Annotated in this window: 13 protein-coding genes, 2 tRNA genes and 2 rRNA genes (1 of these 17 only partly in view); 6 read left to right on the plus strand and 11 right to left on the minus strand. The window is 46.2% G+C overall.

The annotated features are described in order from the left end of the window. The 11 genes from CXL14_RS03355 to dnaA all read right to left on the minus strand — a co-directional run. Positions 1-529 (minus strand): 23S ribosomal RNA (locus CXL14_RS03355) (it extends 2,401 nt beyond the left edge of the window). Positions 530-611: 82 nt separating this feature from the next. After that, positions 612-687, minus strand: a tRNA-Ala gene (locus CXL14_RS03360). A gap of 14 nt (positions 688-701) precedes the next feature. Beyond that, positions 702-778: transfer RNA gene (locus CXL14_RS03365), tRNA-Ile, on the minus strand. 100 nt (positions 779-878) lie between these two features. Next, positions 879-2,428: ribosomal RNA gene (locus CXL14_RS03370) — 16S ribosomal RNA — on the minus strand. The 16S and 23S rRNA genes sit together here with 2 tRNA genes alongside, the layout of an rRNA operon. Positions 2,429-2,724: 296 nt before the next feature. After that, positions 2,725-5,184, minus strand: a complete 2,460-nt coding sequence (gene gyrA, locus CXL14_RS03375; protein WP_014416706.1) for a DNA gyrase subunit A — start codon at positions 5,182-5,184, stop codon at positions 2,725-2,727. Between the two features lie 215 nt (positions 5,185-5,399). Further along, entirely contained in the window at positions 5,400-7,316 is a 1,917-nt protein-coding gene (gene gyrB / locus CXL14_RS03380) for a DNA topoisomerase (ATP-hydrolyzing) subunit B (protein WP_014720600.1), read from the minus strand. Positions 7,317-7,372: 56 nt separating this feature from the next. Further along, positions 7,373-7,618 carry an extracellular matrix regulator RemB gene (gene remB, locus CXL14_RS03385; RefSeq protein WP_004392908.1) on the minus strand — a complete coding sequence of 82 codons (246 nt, stop codon included), beginning with the start codon at positions 7,616-7,618 and terminating at the stop codon, positions 7,373-7,375. A 17-nt stretch (positions 7,619-7,635) separates the two neighbouring features. Then, complete coding sequence (gene recF / locus CXL14_RS03390) at positions 7,636-8,748, minus strand: DNA replication/repair protein RecF (protein WP_007409910.1); 1,113 nt, start codon at positions 8,746-8,748, stop codon at positions 7,636-7,638. 15 nt (positions 8,749-8,763) lie between these two features. Beyond that, positions 8,764-8,979: a ribosome maturation protein RlbA gene (gene rlbA / locus CXL14_RS03395; protein ID WP_004392910.1), complete on the minus strand. Its 216-nt coding sequence runs from the start codon at positions 8,977-8,979 to the stop codon at positions 8,764-8,766. Between the two features lie 134 nt (positions 8,980-9,113). After that, positions 9,114-10,250, minus strand: coding sequence for a DNA polymerase III subunit beta (gene dnaN, locus CXL14_RS03400; protein WP_014416704.1), 1,137 nt, complete (start codon positions 10,248-10,250; stop codon positions 9,114-9,116). 184 nt (positions 10,251-10,434) lie between these two features. Then, positions 10,435-11,775 carry a chromosomal replication initiator protein DnaA gene (gene dnaA / locus CXL14_RS03405; protein WP_004392913.1) on the minus strand — a complete coding sequence of 447 codons (1,341 nt, stop codon included), beginning with the start codon at positions 11,773-11,775 and terminating at the stop codon, positions 10,435-10,437. 622 nt (positions 11,776-12,397) lie between these two features. On the opposite strand from dnaA, the gene rpmH reads away from it, so the two are divergent. From rpmH to mnmG, 6 genes are all read left to right on the plus strand, one after another. Then, positions 12,398-12,532: a 50S ribosomal protein L34 gene (gene rpmH / locus CXL14_RS03410; RefSeq protein WP_003178075.1), complete on the plus strand. Its 135-nt coding sequence runs from the start codon at positions 12,398-12,400 to the stop codon at positions 12,530-12,532. Positions 12,533-12,685: 153 nt separating this feature from the next. Then, the gene (gene rnpA, locus CXL14_RS03415; RefSeq protein WP_004392944.1) at positions 12,686-13,036 is read left to right on the plus strand and encodes a ribonuclease P protein component; all 351 of its coding nucleotides are present in this window, start codon (positions 12,686-12,688) and stop codon (positions 13,034-13,036) included. Positions 13,037-13,196: 160 nt separating this feature from the next. Then, positions 13,197-13,946, plus strand: a complete 750-nt coding sequence (spoIIIJ, locus tag CXL14_RS03420) for a YidC family membrane integrase SpoIIIJ (RefSeq protein ID WP_014722099.1) — start codon at positions 13,197-13,199, stop codon at positions 13,944-13,946. Continuing rightward, on the plus strand, positions 13,943-14,584 hold the full coding sequence (gene jag / locus CXL14_RS03425; RefSeq protein WP_014419390.1) for an RNA-binding cell elongation regulator Jag/EloR: 642 nt from the start codon (positions 13,943-13,945) through the stop codon (positions 14,582-14,584). The genes spoIIIJ and jag overlap by 4 nt, the downstream gene beginning before the upstream one ends. Before the next feature lie 289 nt (positions 14,585-14,873). Continuing rightward, positions 14,874-16,253, plus strand: coding sequence for a tRNA uridine-5-carboxymethylaminomethyl(34) synthesis GTPase MnmE (gene mnmE, locus CXL14_RS03430; RefSeq protein ID WP_014419389.1), 1,380 nt, complete (start codon positions 14,874-14,876; stop codon positions 16,251-16,253). Positions 16,254-16,269: 16 nt separating this feature from the next. Further along, on the plus strand, positions 16,270-18,156 hold the full coding sequence (mnmG, locus tag CXL14_RS03435) for a tRNA uridine-5-carboxymethylaminomethyl(34) synthesis enzyme MnmG (protein ID WP_007615086.1): 1,887 nt from the start codon (positions 16,270-16,272) through the stop codon (positions 18,154-18,156). Positions 18,157-18,168 lie beyond the last annotated feature (12 nt).

Below are 18,168 nucleotides of genomic sequence, written 5' to 3' on the forward strand. Positions count from 1 at the left end.
GCTTTTCACCTTTCCCTCACGGTACTGGTTCACTATCGGTCACTAGGGAGTATTTAGCCTTGGGAGATGGTCCTCCCGGATTCCGACGGAATTTCACGTGTTCCGCCGTACTCAGGATCCACTCAGGAGAGAACGAAGTTTTGACTACAGGGCTGTTACCTCCTATGGCGGGCCTTTCCAGACCTCTTCATCTACCTCGTTCCTTTGTAACTCCGTACAGAGTGTCCTACAACCCCAAGAGGCAAGCCTCTTGGTTTGGGCTGGTCCCGTTTCGCTCGCCGCTACTCAGGGAATCGCATTTGCTTTCTCTTCCTCCGGGTACTTAGATGTTTCAGTTCCCCGGGTCTGCCTTCTCATATCCTATGTATTCAGATATGGATACCACTCCATTACGAGTGGTGGGTTTCCCCATTCGGAAATCTCCGGATCAAAGCTTGCTTACAGCTCCCCGAAGCATATCGGTGTTCGTCCCGTCCTTCATCGGCTCCTAGTGCCAAGGCATCCACCGTGCGCCCTTTCTAACTTAACCGTTAAAAAGAATCACTACGTGATATCTTGCATTACTAATTGAATGTGAATTACTTCTGTTATCTAGTTTTCAAAGAACACGTTGGTGGAGCCTAGCGGGATCGAACCGCTGACCTCCTGCGTGCAAAGCAGGCGCTCTCCCAGCTGAGCTAAGGCCCCGTATTGGGTAAAGATGGTGGGCCTGAGTGGACTCGAACCACCGACCTCACGCTTATCAGGCGTGCGCTCTAACCAGCTGAGCTACAGGCCCATCTACCATATGAAAGAATCAAAGTTCCTTCAAAACTAAACAAGACAGGGAACGTTCTGTTTATAAGACCCAAGGTCTTATATTCCGTTAAAATCCTTAGAAAGGAGGTGATCCAGCCGCACCTTCCGATACGGCTACCTTGTTACGACTTCACCCCAATCATCTGTCCCACCTTCGGCGGCTGGCTCCTAAAAGGTTACCTCACCGACTTCGGGTGTTACAAACTCTCGTGGTGTGACGGGCGGTGTGTACAAGGCCCGGGAACGTATTCACCGCGGCATGCTGATCCGCGATTACTAGCGATTCCAGCTTCACGCAGTCGAGTTGCAGACTGCGATCCGAACTGAGAACAGATTTGTGGGATTGGCTTAACCTCGCGGTTTCGCTGCCCTTTGTTCTGCCCATTGTAGCACGTGTGTAGCCCAGGTCATAAGGGGCATGATGATTTGACGTCATCCCCACCTTCCTCCGGTTTGTCACCGGCAGTCACCTTAGAGTGCCCAACTGAATGCTGGCAACTAAGATCAAGGGTTGCGCTCGTTGCGGGACTTAACCCAACATCTCACGACACGAGCTGACGACAACCATGCACCACCTGTCACTCTGCCCCCGAAGGGGACGTCCTATCTCTAGGATTGTCAGAGGATGTCAAGACCTGGTAAGGTTCTTCGCGTTGCTTCGAATTAAACCACATGCTCCACCGCTTGTGCGGGCCCCCGTCAATTCCTTTGAGTTTCAGTCTTGCGACCGTACTCCCCAGGCGGAGTGCTTAATGCGTTAGCTGCAGCACTAAGGGGCGGAAACCCCCTAACACTTAGCACTCATCGTTTACGGCGTGGACTACCAGGGTATCTAATCCTGTTCGCTCCCCACGCTTTCGCTCCTCAGCGTCAGTTACAGACCAGAGAGTCGCCTTCGCCACTGGTGTTCCTCCACATCTCTACGCATTTCACCGCTACACGTGGAATTCCACTCTCCTCTTCTGCACTCAAGTTCCCCAGTTTCCAATGACCCTCCCCGGTTGAGCCGGGGGCTTTCACATCAGACTTAAGAAACCGCCTGCGAGCCCTTTACGCCCAATAATTCCGGACAACGCTTGCCACCTACGTATTACCGCGGCTGCTGGCACGTAGTTAGCCGTGGCTTTCTGGTTAGGTACCGTCAAGGTGCCGCCCTATTTGAACGGCACTTGTTCTTCCCTAACAACAGAGCTTTACGATCCGAAAACCTTCATCACTCACGCGGCGTTGCTCCGTCAGACTTTCGTCCATTGCGGAAGATTCCCTACTGCTGCCTCCCGTAGGAGTCTGGGCCGTGTCTCAGTCCCAGTGTGGCCGATCACCCTCTCAGGTCGGCTACGCATCGTCGCCTTGGTGAGCCGTTACCTCACCAACTAGCTAATGCGCCGCGGGTCCATCTGTAAGTGGTAGCCGAAGCCACCTTTTATGTCTGAACCATGCGGTTCAAACAAACATCCGGTATTAGCCCCGGTTTCCCGGAGTTATCCCAGTCTTACAGGCAGGTTACCCACGTGTTACTCACCCGTCCGCCGCTAACATCAGGGAGCAAGCTCCCATCTGTCCGCTCGACTTGCATGTATTAGGCACGCCGCCAGCGTTCGTCCTGAGCCAGGATCAAACTCTCCGATAAAGTGTTTGACTGACTACGCACATCGCTGTGCGATTTATTTAAAACTTTGAATTAACAGGTACGTTTTGTCTTGTTTAGTTTTCAAAGAACTTTGTTGCTTCTCTCGAAGCGACCTCTTAATCATAACATTTTCAGTTTGCTAGGTCAATACTTTTTTTAAAAATATTTTCGCTAGGCTTGCCTTTCTATTAAAAAGACAACAAAAAGAATTATATCAGTATCATCGCTATGTGTCAAAGCTTTTTTTCATTTCTTTATATAATAAAAGCGCAGCCTGTTACAGCTGCGCTTTTACTTTATACTTCTTCCGTTTCTTCCGGCTCTTCTTCATTCTTTTCCACAAGCGCCACAGTGGCTACATGCTCTTGATCAGACATGCGGATCAGACGGACGCCTTGTGTTACACGTCCCGTAGTGGAGATATCATTAATATCCATTCTGATTAACACGCCGCTTGCCGTAATAATCATTAAGTCCTCTTCGCCTTTTGTTGCTTTCACGGTTACTAACGGACCGTTGCTGTCAGTGATTTTACATGTTTTAAGGCCTTTTCCGCCCCGGCTTTGAACTCTGTATTCTGAAGCCGGTGTGCGTTTGCCGTAGCCGTTTTCTGTCACTATGAGGACGTGGGAGTCTTCTTCAAGAATCTCCATGCCTACCACAACATCATCGTCTGTCAGCGTGATGCCTTTAACACCTGCAGCTGTTCGTCCCATTTGTCTTACATCTTCTTCAGGGAAACGGATCAGCAAACCGTTCTTCGTTCCGATGATGATTTGTTTCTTGCCGTCAGTCAGGCGGACGGCCATCAGTTCATCGTCTTCCCGGAGACCCAGGGCGATCAGCCCGTTATTCCGTATATTCGCAAACTGGGACAGTGCCGTACGTTTCGACACCCCTTGTTTGGTCGTAAAGAATAGGTATTGCTCCTCATCAAACGTGCTGACCGGAATAATAGCATTAATCCATTCGCCTTTTTCAACCTCCAGAAGGTTAATAATCGGAATGCCTTTTGCCGTACGGCCGTATTCAGGGATTTCATATCCTTTAGAACGGTATACTTTCCCTTTATTAGAGAAGAACAGGATCGTATCGTGCGTTGATGTGGAAATTAAGTGTTCCACAAAGTCATCTTCATTCGTTCCCATTCCCTGTACGCCTTTTCCGCCCCGTTTTTGGCTGCGGTATGTGGACGCCGGGAGACGTTTAACATAGCCGTTATGGGTCAGTGTGATGACGATATTTTCTCTCTCGATAAGATCTTCATCTTCAATTGTTTCAAGACCGGACGTCACGATTTCAGTGCGTCTCTCATCATTGAAACGCTCTTTGATTTCATTGAGCTCTTCACGGATGATCTCAAGAACTCTTTCTTCATTGGCTAAAATATCTTTCAGCTCGGCGATAAGCGCAACAAGTGATTGATATTCCTCTTCAATCTTTTCGCGCTCCAGACCGGTTAATCGCTGAAGGCGCATATCCAGAATGGCTTGCGCTTGTTTTTCAGTCAGTGAGAATTGTTCGATCAAACCCGTTCTCGCAATTTCAGCCGTCTGGGAACTGCGGATAAGAGAAATAACGGCATCTAAATGATCGAGAGCGATTCTTAAACCTTCCAGAATGTGAGCTCTCGCTTCCGCTTTGCGGAGTTCGTAAGCCGTTCTGCGCCGGATCACAACCTTTTGGTGATCAAGATAATGCTCCAGACATTGTTTCAGGCTCAGCACCTTCGGCTGTCCGTCAACGAGCGCCAGCAGGTTGATTCCGAAAGACGTCTGCAGGGCCGTTTGTTTGTACAGGTTATTCAAAATGACGTGAGCATTGGCGTCACGGCGGATCTCAATGACGATTCTCATTCCGTTACGGTCGGATTCGTCTCGCAGGTCGGTAATTCCTTCGATTTTTTTGTCCCGGACAAGATCTGCGATTTTTTCAATTAATCTCGCTTTGTTCACCTGATAAGGAAGTTCCGTAACAATAATTCTTTCTTTTCCTGATGATGTCTCTTCGATTTCAGCCTTAGCCCGGATTGTGATTGATCCCCGTCCGGATTCATATGCCTTGCGGATGCCGCTCCGGCCCAAAATCTGACCAGCAGTCGGAAAATCCGGGCCCGGGATGTATTCCATCAGCTCCTGGTTTGTAATCTCAGGATTCTCACTTACGGCAAGCACGCCTTCAATGACTTCTCCAAGCTGATGGGGAGGAATGTTTGTCGCCATTCCGACCGCAATACCGGCAGCCCCGTTTACGAGCAGATTCGGAAATCTCGAAGGCATGACGGCAGGCTCTCTTTCTGAACCGTCATAGTTATCTTGATAGTCAATCGTGTCTTTCGTAATGTCACGCAGAATTTCCATTGCGATTTTTGACATTCTCGCTTCTGTGTAACGCATCGCGGCCGCTGAGTCGCCGTCAACCGAACCGAAGTTGCCGTGTCCGTCAACAAGCATGTAGCGGTAGTTAAAATCCTGCGCCATTCTGACCATTGATTCGTAAACCGCTGAGTCACCGTGCGGGTGGTACTTACCGATAACTTCACCGACGATACGGGCAGATTTTTTATATGGTTTGTCACTGGTCATGCCTAAATCATTCATTGCGTACAAAATCCGTCTGTGAACCGGCTTCAGACCGTCACGCACATCCGGAAGCGCCCGGGATACGATAACGCTCATTGCATAGTCCAGAAAGGATGTCCGCATTTCCTGACTGATATTGACTTCACGTACTTGTGGTGTGTTTTGTTCACTCATTAAAAAAACCTCCCTGAAGTATCACATGAAATAATGTGGGAGTAGATTGTCCATTATGATCTTCAATACGATTTCACTATTCTCCATTATATCAATAAACTTGTGTTTATACACATTAATTTAGTAGAATATACGGGTTTTGCGGGTTTTCAGAGGCTTTAGAAGCCGCTTTGAGAAAAAAGCCTTATTTCTTAACGAAAATAAGGCTTTCTTGGTTAAATATCAAGATTTTTCACGTATCTGGCGTTTGCTTCTATGAAGTTTCTCCGCGGTTCTACTTTGTCACCCATCAGCATTTCAAAAGTCTCGTCAGCGTCCATTGCATCTTCAAGATTGACTTGCAGAAGCGTTCTGGTCGCAGGGTCCATTGTCGTTTCCCAAAGCTGAGTCGCGTTCATTTCTCCAAGACCTTTATAACGCTGGAGGCCGGGCTTAGGTGATTGCGGAAGCTCTTTTAACAGCTCATCAAGCTGCTTATCGTTATAAGCGTATTCCACCCGTTTTCCCTGCTGCACTTTATAAAGCGGCGGCTGGGCAATGTAGACATAGCCGTTTTCGATGATTTCCCGCATGTATCTGTAGAAGAACGTTAATAAAAGCGTTCTGATGTGGGCGCCGTCAACATCGGCATCCGTCATGATGACCACTTTATGATAACGCGCTTTTTCAAGATTAAAATCTTCGCCGATTCCTGTTCCGAGGGCCGTGATCATTGATCTGACCTCATTGTTTGAGAGAATCTTATCAAGTCTGGCTTTCTCAACGTTCAGAATCTTACCGCGCAGCGGCAGAATGGCTTGGAAATGACGGTCCCGTCCCTGTTTCGCTGATCCGCCCGCAGAGTCACCCTCTACGATATACAGCTCGGAAATGCTCGGATCTTTAGAAGAACAGTCCGCCAGTTTGCCCGGCAGATTGGAAATCTCAAGCGCACTTTTGCGCCGGGTCAATTCCCGCGCTTTTTTCGCTGCCATCCGCGCTCTTGCGGCCATTAAACCTTTTTCAACGATTTTGCGGGCTGAGTCCGGATTTTCAAGAAGGAATGTTTCCAGCGCAGAAGAAAACAGCGTGTCAGTGATCGTTCTCGCTTCAGAGTTGCCGAGCTTGGTTTTCGTCTGCCCTTCGAATTGCGGATCAGGGTGCTTAATTGAAATAATGGCAGTCAGCCCTTCTCTCACATCATCCCCGCTTAAATTCGGATCATTTTCTTTGAAAATCCCTTTTCTTCTTGCATAGTCGTTTATGACACGGGTCAGACCAGTTTTAAATCCGGCCTCGTGCGTCCCGCCTTCGTATGTGTTGATATTATTTGTGAAAGAATAAATATTGCTTGTATAGCTGTCGTTGTATTGCAATGCAACTTCAACCGTTATGCCGTCTTTCTCGCCTTCGATATAAATCGGCTCTTCATGAACGACTTCTTTGGAACGGTTTAAGTACTCAACATAGCTTTTGATTCCGCCTTCGTAGTGGTACTCGTTTTTCCGTTCTTGTCCTTCACGTTTGTCTTCAATCGTGATGTTTACGCCTTTTGTCAGGAAGGCCAATTCCCGGACACGGTTTGAAAGCAGATCATAGTCGTATACAGTTGTTTCTTTGAAGATTTCCGGATCCGGAACGAAGTGCGTAATCGTTCCGGTCTTATCAGTATCACCGATCACTTCAAGATCGGCCACAGGCACACCGCGCTCGTACGCCTGATAGTGGATTTTTCCGTCACGATGAACCGTAACGTCAAGAGTGGTCGACAAGGCGTTTACGACGGACGCCCCTACACCGTGAAGACCGCCGGATACTTTATATCCGCTTCCGTCAAATTTACCGCCGGCGTGGAGAACGGTCATGATGACTTCAACCGCAGGGCGGCCCATCTTCTCCTGGATACCGACCGGAATTCCGCGCCCGTTGTCCTTAACGGTAATGCTGTTATCTTTTTCAATCTCGATATTAATATCTGTACAATAACCGGCCAGGGCCTCGTCAATACTGTTGTCGACGATTTCCCACACCAAGTGGTGAAGGCCTTTGCTGTTAGTTGATCCGATGTACATCCCCGGTCTCTTTCGAACAGCTTCCAAACCTTCTAATACCTGTATCTGATTCTCATCATAACTATTTTGCTGCTGTTCCATAGCCATGCACATTCACCTACACTTTTCTTAAACGATATATTCATTGTAAAGATCCGCTAAGAATCTATTTCTAACATAAATTGCGCACGTTTCTTCAGTGTGCCGGAAGATAAGGGAGAGTAATATATATTCTCAGTCGTGACTACGATAGACTTTGGCGTGCCGTTTACGGACGGCACTACTTTTTCTTTCTGTCTGTCCAGAAATTCTTCAACGATCGGCGATACATTGACCTTGCAGTCAAAAATGCCGACGATATCGCGTGTTGAAACGACAAAGTCGTCACCTAAATGAATATACAATCGCTCACCTCATTTCTTCACTTCACTAACGTACCGTTTTCCACACGGAACATTCCTGCTTGATGTAAGGTATCGTGGTCAATGCCATCCACGCTTGTCGTGGTGACAAATGTCTGCACACGGCCTTGGATCGTATGAAGCAAATGGGACTGTCGGTAATCATCCAGCTCGCTTAGTACATCATCCAAAAGTAAAATGGGGTATTCTCCGATTTCTTCATGAATCAAATCTATTTCGGCCAGCTTCAAAGACAAAGCCGTCGTACGCTGCTGTCCCTGCGAACCGTACGTCTGCACATCGCGTCCGTTCACATAAAAAAGGACATCATCCCGATGCGGTCCGAATAATGTGACGCCTCGTTCTATTTCTTTTTCTTTTAATTTCGAAAAAGACTCCTGGTAGCTGTTACCTATTTTCGACAAATCTTTGGGATCTGATACATCAAGCGCCGTGTGATACTTAAGCGTCAGTTCTTCAAGTCCCCGGGAAATGCCGGAATGGATCGGCTGCGCCCATTTTTCAAGCTGCGCCGTAAACTGCAGACGTTTGGCGACAACTTTTGCGGCTGCTTCAATCAGCTGATCAGTGAGAACGTCAAGCATAGTCCGGTCAGTCTGTTTCCGGCTTTGCAGCTGTTTCAGAAAATGATTCCGCTGTGAAAGGATTTTTTGATAAAGAGATAAATCATACAGATAAACGGCAGAAACCTGCCCGATCTCCATATCGAGAAATCTCCTCCTCACCTGAGGGCTTCCTTTGACGAGATTTAAATCCTCGGGGGCAAACATAATGGTGTTCAGCGCTCCGACATACTGACTGAGTTTTTGCTGCTCTATATGATTGACCTTGCCCTTTTTACCTTTTTTGGAGATGACAAGCTGCATCGGGATGTCCCCGTTGCGCTTCATCACTCTTCCTTCTATTTTAGCATAGTCTTCGTCCCACCGTATAAGTTCTTTGTCATTTGAGGTGCGGTGTGATTTTGCCATCGAAAGGACATAGATGGCTTCCATCAGATTGGTTTTGCCTTGGGCATTTTCCCCGATGATCACATTCACCTTGTTTTCGAATTGAAGCTCAGCGCGCTCATAATTACGGTAGGATGTTAATTCTAAATTTTGGATATACAACCGCTGTCACCCGCTTTAATTGACGACTTGAAATGAACCAAATCCTTCAATCGCGACCACGTCTCCAACGTAAAGCTTTCTGCCGCGGCGATTGTCAGGTTCATTGTTGACAGTCACCTCATGCTCGCTCAGAAACCACTTCGCCATGCCGCCGGACTGAATCACATCGGCTAATTTTAAAAACTGGCCAAGCGTAATCATTTCTGTATCAATCGAAATCGGATTTGCCATATTATCGACCTCTTTCAAATATCACTAATATCTAATTGTACTAAAAAATCCTGAAATAAGGAAAGGGAAAACTTGAGGGAGCGGCTGATGAATAGAAAAGCTGCCGAACTAAGCCGGCAGCACATTCTGTTTGATTAATACGTTCTGACCGGAAGGATGAGCTGAACGATGGTTTCATCATTCGGCGTACGGATAAGAAACGGTCTCATCGCTCCCGTAAAGCTGATACGGATGTCCGCTCCTTCAAGTACTTTCAGTGCGTCCATCATATATTTTGGACTGAATGAAATATTTAATTCCTCGCCGTCAATCTGGTCAGCCAGCACAGCTTCAACCACTTTCCCGATTTCCGGAGAATTTGATGAAATCTCCAGCGAATCCGCCGGTTTGGCAGAAAGCTTTACAACGTTGTTTCGGCCTTCTCGCGCCAATAAAGAAGCACGGTCTATCGCCTGTAAAAATTCCTTCGTGTTTACGACGATTTCCGTTTTGCTTTCCTGCGGAATTAAGCTGGTCGTGTCCGGATAGTTTCCATCAAGCAGCCTTGAGAAGAACAAAACGTTTTTCGCTTTGAACAGCACTTGGGTTTCTGTAATGACGATATCAACCAGTTCTTGGTTGTCATCTAGAATTTTGCTCAGCTCGGTTAAGCTTTTCCCGGGAATGACCACGTTATAAGAGCTGTCTTCCGGAATATCAAGCTTCGCCTTTCTTAAAGCGAGTCGGTGGCTATCCGTGGCAGTGCATAATAATTCACCGTTTTCGACTTTCCAGTTTACACCTGTCAAGATAGGGCGTGTTTCTGAGGCGGACACAGCGAACACGGTTTGGCGGATCAGGTTTTTCAAAAGATCCGTCGGAATCTGAATAGCGTGATGCTCTTCGATTTGCGGTAGATGCGGATATTCATCTGCATCAAGGCCGTTTAAATTAAATTCGGCTTTTCCGGAACGGATAATCGTTAAATATTGATTTTGAACTTCGATTTCAACAGTCGCCATCGGCAGTTTTTTAACGATTTCGCTGAAGAAACGCGCTTGCAGCACGATACTTCCCGGCTGATCGATCGTCACGATTTCTTTATCATCTTCTTCTTTCGGAATGAATGACTCGATTGAAATATCAGAGTCACTTCCTGTGAAAGATACTCCTTCATCTGAGGCGACGATCTTAATACCGGTGAGAATGGGAATTGTGGTTCTGGATGAAACGGCTTTTAGAACGTCTTGTACACTTTCGACTAAACGATCTTTTTGAATCGTAAATTTCATGTTTATCCTCCTAACGGATAATATAATTAATATATTTTAAAAATAGCAGTAGTAATAGTAGGGCCTGTGGATTTGTGGATAAGTTGTGAAAAAGACAGGAAACACAGCCTATCCACATGTGGACAGACTGTGTATGGCTATGAAAAAGTTATTCACACTTTCCCCGATTCATCCGAGGGCACTATTATTTAAGCAGTTCTTTTATTTCTTTCACCTGCTGCTGAAGCTGCTCGTCATCAATCAGCAGTTTTGAAATCTTTTCGTGGGCGTGAATGACGGTTGTATGGTCTCTGCCGCCAAATTCTTCCCCGATTTTAGGCAAAGAAGAATCCGTCATTTCTCTTGAAAGATACATCGCAATTTGTCTTGGGAACGCCACGGATTTCGTGCGCTTTTTCGCTTTGAAATCTTCAAGCTTAATGTTGAACTGCTGTCCGACAATCCGCTGAATCTCTTTTATCGTAATGACCTTCGGCTTTGAAGACGGAATAATATCTTTCAATGCTTCCGCAGCCAGGTCTGCGTTAATGTCTTTATTGATTAAGGATGAATAGGCGACAACCCGGATTAATGCCCCTTCCAGTTCGCGGATGTTGCTGTCAATCTGATTTGCGATGTAAAGCATGACCTCGTTCGGAATATCAAGGCCTTCCGCCTTCGCTTTCTTTCTCAGGATGGCAATCCGCGTTTCCAGATCCGGCGGTGTGATATCCGTAATCAATCCCCATTCGAACCGCGAACGCAGGCGGTCTTCAAGGGTCGGGATCTCTTTCGGCGGTCTGTCGCTGGAAATCACGATTTGTTTGCTTTCTTCATGAAGCGTGTTGAATGTATGGAAAAACTCTTCCTGTGTTTGTTCTTTTCCGGCTAAAAATTGAATATCATCTATCAAAAGTACATCAACGTTCCGGTAGCGGTTGCGGAAATCAACGGCTTTGTTATCGCGGATTGAGTTGATGAATTCATTTGTGAATTTTTCAGAAGACAGGTACACCACTTTGGCTGAAGGATTATGATCAATGACATAATGGCCGATCGCGTGCATTAAGTGGGTTTTTCCTAAGCCGACTCCCCCGTATATAAATAAAGGGTTGTACGCTTTAGCGGGTGCTTCCGCCACAGCCAGTGATGCTGCATGGGCGAATCGGTTTCCCGATCCGATGACGAATGTGTCGAATGTATATTTCGGGTTGAGCATGCTTTGGGGAAAATCAGACGGTTCCTCTTTTGCCGCTTTTTTCACTTGCGGTTTCGGTAAAAAGTCTTCTTCGTCCTGATTTTGAGGAATGACAAATTTGACGCTCAATTCTTCCCCGGTTAATTCATATATGGTATCTGCAATGAGATGTAAGTACCTGGACTCCAGCCAGTCTCTGGCAAATTCATTGGGAGCGGTGATGGTTAAGGTATCTCCTTGCAGCGAATGGGCTTTCGTCGACTTCATCCAAGTTTCGAAACTCGGTTTGCTTAGCTTTTTCTCAATTTGAGCTAGAGCTTGATTCCAAAGATCCAATATATTCTCCATTATCCGGCACAGCCCTCCTTTTCTTTAAAAATCAGCGCCCTTTCCCTGTTATAGAACACAAAAAAAGAGCATATGGCTCTGACCATTCGTACACACGAAATGTTGAAAACATATAGTATAGTAGAAAAACAGCTTTTCGACAAATTCCACAAGTTGTGGACAACAATCTACACAAGCTGTGTGAAAACAATCCACAACTTATCCACAAATTGTGGATAAAGAGAATGGACTGGATAAGTAATTAAGAGTTAAAACACAAATATAATATCAAATTAAGCGAGGACTTGCAATGGTTCTCGTAATCTTATCCACAAACCTGACAACTTGTTGAAAAATCTTTGTCCACAGGGGTTAGCAATGTGAAAATGTTGTCGATAACGATTGTGGATATTAAAAAAAGACCGAAAAATTATCCACATGTCGTTTTTTCGAGGGAGCGCGGCTTTTTTTTGTGCGTTAAAAAAAGGAATATGAAAAATAAGGTTTCTAAACTGGTTAAGGTATGTTATCCTATTATGGTTGTAAGAAATAAAAGCACTGCTGAAGTTGACAATGAATAGGCAGCACAAATATAATAAGTAAGACTGTCTTTAACAGCTATTCCTCGAGGGAGGTGTCATAAATGAAAAGAACATTCCAACCGAATAACCGTAAACGCAGTAAAGTTCATGGCTTCAGAAGCCGTATGAGTTCAAAAAACGGTCGTCTAGTATTAGCACGCCGTCGCCGCAAAGGCAGAAAAGTATTATCAGCTTAGGCCACTGAATAATGTCAGTGGTCTTTTTTCACATTAAGAGAGTGAGATGTCATGCGTCGCCCGGTACTGGAGAAATTTCTTCAGTATTCCGGCGGCCCGTTTTTTTTAGATAGAAATAAAAGTTTCTGCGAGTGAATATCGGAGTGAATTAAAGTGAAGAAGCGAAATCGGTTAAAGAAAAATGAAGATTTTCAAAAAGTGTTTAAACGCGGAACGTCTATGGCAAACCGCCAGTTCGTGCTGTATACGCTTGATCAGCCGAAACAGGAAGAGCTCCGGGTAGGGCTTTCTGTCAGTAAAAAAATCGGCAATGCCGTCGTGCGCAATCGGGTGAAGCGGTTAATAAGGCAGGCTGTTCAGGAGGAAAAAGAGCTGCTCAAGCCGAAAGATTTTATTATTATCGCAAGAAAACCCGCCGGCGACCTCAGTTTTGAAGAAACGAAAAAGAGTCTGCAGCACTTATTCAGAAAAACCTCATTATATAAGAAATCTTCGTCAAAATAGCTCATATTTTGTTTTCTTCACGTTTTTAAAAGCGCTTCCTTTTATTTGGCGAAAAATGAACGCCATTTGAAACTGAAAGATGCTAAAATACATACAAGGTTTATAAAGATTGGTATAGGAGGAAACGTTCTTGAAAAGGAGAATATGGTTACTACTGAGTATGGTCGGTCTGCTCGTGCTGCTGGCCGGGTGCTCGAGTGTGAAAGAGCCGATTACGGCGAATAGTCCGCATTTCTGGGACAAATATGTTGTGTATCCATTGTCAGAAGTTATTACGTACGTAGCTAAACTGACGGGCGATAACTATGGTTTATCGATCATCATCGTTACGATTTTAATTCGTCTGCTGATTCTGCCGCTGATGATCAAGCAGCTTCGAAGCTCAAAAGCAATGCAGGCGCTGCAGCCTGAAATGCAGAAGCTCAGAGAAAAATATAGCTCTAAAGATCAAAAAACGCAGCAGAAGCTTCAGCAGGAAACGATGGCCCTGTTTTCAAAGCACGGGGTTAATCCGCTGGCGGGATGTTTCCCGATCCTGATTCAAATGCCGATTTTGATCGGATTCTACCACGCCATTATGCGTACGCAAGCCATTTCACAGCACAGCTTTTTATGGTTTGACCTAGGAGAGAAGGATCCTTACTATATTCTTCCTATCGTTGCCGGTGTGGCCACTTTTGTCCAGCAGAAGCTGATGATGGCCGGAAATCCGACTCAGAATCCTCAAATGGCAATGATGGTATGGATTATGCCGATCATGATCATCGTATTTGCGATCAACTTCCCGAGCGCGCTTTCTCTGTATTGGGTAGTCGGAAACCTGTTTATGATTGCTCAGACATTCCTTATTAAAGGACCTGACATTAAACACGATCCGGAAACGCAGAAAGCGGGAGGAAAGAAAAAGTGAAGAAGGTGACTGCTGCGGGACGGAATGTCGAAGAAGCAGTTCAATCAGGCCTTCAGGAACTTCAACTGACGAAAGATCAAGTAGAAATAACGGTGGTGCAAGAAGAATATAAAGGGTTTTTGGGTATTTTCGGAAAAAAGAATGCGATCGTAGAACTGGAAGAGAAAAGAAATCCTGTTCAGGAAGCGAAAGCGTATTTGGAAGAAATCATCCATTCCATTGCCGGGCCTTCTGAGATTGTTACGGAAGAAAACAAGAAAACAGTCTGTTTTCACATTAAAGGTGAAAAAGCGGCGCTGCTTATTGGCAAAAGAGGACAAACACTCAATGCCCTGGAAACATTGACGCAGCTTGTTTTGAACCGCGGCTCCGGCCAGTATCGCCAAGCCGCTGTCGACGCTGAGAATTATCGGCGGAAAAGAAGAGAAATTCTGGATCAGCTGGCAAACAGGCTGGCCAAGCAAGTGTCGAAAACGAAAAAAGATGTGCATTTAGAACCGATGCCGTCAGGTGAAAGAAAAATCATCCATGACGCGCTGTCAAAGCATCCAAATATCAAAACGTTTTCTACCGGTGAAGGCCGGTACCGCCATCTCGTTATTTCCCATAAAGATAGCAGAAAACCGAAGTCCGGCTAAAATCGGAACTTCGGTTTTTTTATTGGCAAAAATGGCTCTATTCCTAAGCAGAATCGCATTTTTAGCGTTTAAGTTTTTTCTTTTTCGGTCTATGCTGTTGATAAAAAAGGTTTTAGGAAATAAAATTAATTGTTATTCACATGTGGATAAGTTAAAGTAATAAGGGATGAATTTCTGCCTTTGTGGATAACGTATCTTCCACTTCAAACCAAACTATGTTATCTTTTAATTTTGGCGTAAATAAAATTTTTTATATAGATGGAAACAGAGATAAAGAGAGGTGAACAGCATGGATACAATTGCAGCGATTTCAACTCCGATGGGTGAAGGCGCGATCGCGATCGTTCGGCTGAGCGGCCCGGAAGCCGTAAAGATCGCCGACAAAATGTACAAGGGTCCGAAAGGCAAAACGCTCAGTTCGGCAGAATCGCATACCATTCATTACGGGCATATCGCGGACAGCACGACGGGACGGATTATTGAGGAAGTCATGGTGTCTGTTTTAAGAGCGCCCAGAACATTCACAAGGGAAGATGTCATTGAAATCAACTGTCACGGGGGTATTGTGACGGTTAATCAGGTGCTCCAGCTTGCTTTAAGAGAAGGTGCGAGACTGGCAGAACCCGGTGAGTTTACGAAGCGCGCATTTTTAAACGGACGGATTGACCTTTCACAGGCGGAAGCGGTGATGGATCTGATCAGGGCTAAAACGGACCGTGCCATGAATGTCGCCATGAACCAGATGGAAGGACGGCTTTCCGCGCTTGTCCGCCGTCTGCGTGATGAGTTGTTAGAAACACTTGCCCATGTTGAGGTTAATATAGATTATCCGGAATATGATGACGTCGAAGAAATGACGCATCAGCTTTTAGTGGAGAAGGCAGGCGGCGTGAAGAAAGAAATCGAGGCGCTGCTCCGTACGTCTGAGCAGGGGAAAATTTTGCGTGAGGGACTGTCTACCGTGATCATCGGCCGTCCGAACGTCGGAAAATCCTCTCTGCTTAACAGCCTTGTCCATGAAACGAAGGCGATCGTAACCGATATTCCGGGAACGACGCGTGATGTGATTGAGGAATATGTCAACGTGCGAGGCGTGCCGCTTCGGCTTGTCGATACCGCCGGAATCCGTGAGACAGAAGATATCGTCGAAAGAATCGGTGTGGAACGGTCACGGCAGGTTCTGAAGGAAGCGGATCTCATTTTGCTTGTGCTTAACCACAGCGAAGAGCTTTCTGAAGAAGATGTGAAATTGTTTGAAGCGGTTGAGGGAATGGACGTCATTGTCATTATGAATAAGACGGACCTTGAGGCTAAGATTGACGCTGAGCGCGTCAAGGAACTGGCGAAAGGCCGGCCTGTCGTCACGACCTCATTGCTGAAAGAAGAAGGCATTCAAGATTTAGAGGAAGCGATTCAGTCGCTATTTTATACAGGAGCGATCGAAAGCGGAGATCTCACCTATGTCAGCAACACCCGTCATATCTCGATTCTGCATCAGGCAAAGCAAGCGATTGATGATGCGCTGAACGGAATTGAACAGGATGTTCCGATTGATATGGTCCAAATTGATTTGACAAGGTGCTGGGAGCTGCTGGGCGAAATCATCGGTGATGCCGTCCACGAAAGCTTAATTGATCAGCTCTTTTCACAATTTTGTTTAGGTAAATAAAAGGGAGGAAAAAACCATGGGGTATGAAGCAGGCCAATACGACGTGATTGTCATCGGCGCCGGGCATGCCGGTGTTGAGGCTGCCCTCGCATCCGCGCGCCAGGGAGCCAAAACGCTTGTTTTGACGATTAATCTTGATATGGTTGCGTTTATGCCATGTAATCCGTCTGTCGGCGGCCCCGCGAAAGGGATTGTCGTCCGCGAAATTGACGCGCTCGGCGGAGAAATGGCTAGAAATATAGATAAAACTCATATTCAAATGAGAATGCTGAATACAGGAAAAGGTCCGGCCGTACGGGCGCTGCGTGCGCAGGCGGATAAATTCCAATATCAGCACGAAATGAAGCATACGCTGGAAAAAACACCGAATTTGACACTTCTTCAAGGGATTGCCGAGCGTTTAATCATTGAAGACGGAGAGTGCCGCGGTGTCATTACGCAAACCGGTGCTGAATATAAGGCAAAAACGGTCGTGCTGACAACCGGAACGTATTTAAGAGGACGGATCATTCTCGGTGATTTGTCTTACTCAAGCGGTCCGAATAACCAGCAGCCGTCTATTAAACTTTCTGAGCACTTAGAGGAGCTCGGTTTTGATCTCGTCCGTTTTAAAACGGGCACGCCTCCTCGTGTCTCAAGCGATTCCATTGATTACAGCAAAACAGAAATCCAGCCGGGGGACCCGGTTCCGCGCGCTTTCTCATATGAAACGGTTGAATACATTACCGATCAGCTGCCTTGCTGGCTGACTTACACGAGTCCTGAGACTCATGAGATCATCGACAGCAACCTGCATCGTTCGCCAATGTATTCCGGTATGATTAAAGGAACGGGACCGAGATACTGTCCTTCGATTGAAGATAAAGTCGTTCGGTTTAATGATAAACCGCGTCATCAGATTTTCCTTGAGCCGGAAGGCAGAAATACGCAGGAAGTATACGTTCAAGGTTTATCCACGAGTCTTCCTGAGGACGTGCAGCAGCGGATGCTGGCGACCATTCCGGGACTGGAAAAGGTGCAGATGATGAGAGCCGGATACGCGATTGAGTATGACGCGATTGTACCGACGCAGCTCTGGCCTACACTGGAGACGAAAAAAATCCCTAACCTGTACACAGCCGGTCAAATTAACGGTACATCAGGTTATGAGGAAGCAGCCGGGCAAGGAATTATGGCAGGGATCAACGCAGGCCGCAAAGCGCTTGGAAAAGAAGAAGTGATCCTCAGCCGTTCCGATGCTTATATCGGTGTATTGATTGATGATTTGGTAACGAAAGGAACCAATGAACCGTACCGTCTGCTGACTTCACGGGCGGAATACAGACTGCTGCTCCGTCACGACAACGCCGATCTTCGTCTGACGGAAATCGGCCACGATATCGGCTTAATTTCTGATGAGCGCTATGAAGCGTTTGAGAAGAAAAAAGCGGCGATCGAGGCAGAGAAAAAACGTCTCTGGTCTGTTATTATCAAGCCGTCTCCTGAGAATCAGGAATATATCCGTTCACTCGGCGGAAGCGAGCTGAAAGACGGAGTGCGCGGCACAGATTTAATGAAACGTCCGGAAATGAACTATGAAACAGTGACAAAACTTGCACCTGCAGATTCTCCGGTTCCGCAAGATGTGGCGGAACAAGTGGAAATTCAGGTGAAATATGAAGGATATATCGAAAAATCCTTGCAGCAAGTGGAAAAGCTGAAGAAAATGGAAAACAAAAAAATCCCTGATCGGATTGATTATGACGCCATTAAAGGAATTGCTACTGAAGCCCGTCAAAAGCTGAAAGAAGTGCGTCCTTTATCAGTTGCTCAAGCGTCCCGTATTTCCGGCGTCAATCCGGCAGACATTTCAATCCTGCTGGTATACCTGGAGCAGGGCCGTATTGCCAAGGTAGCTGAATAGAAAGGATGACGG

Origin of the sequence: Bacillus sp. SJ-10, assembly GCF_002843505.1 — a bacterium.
Classification (GTDB): domain Bacteria; phylum Bacillota; class Bacilli; order Bacillales; family Bacillaceae; genus Bacillus; species Bacillus velezensis.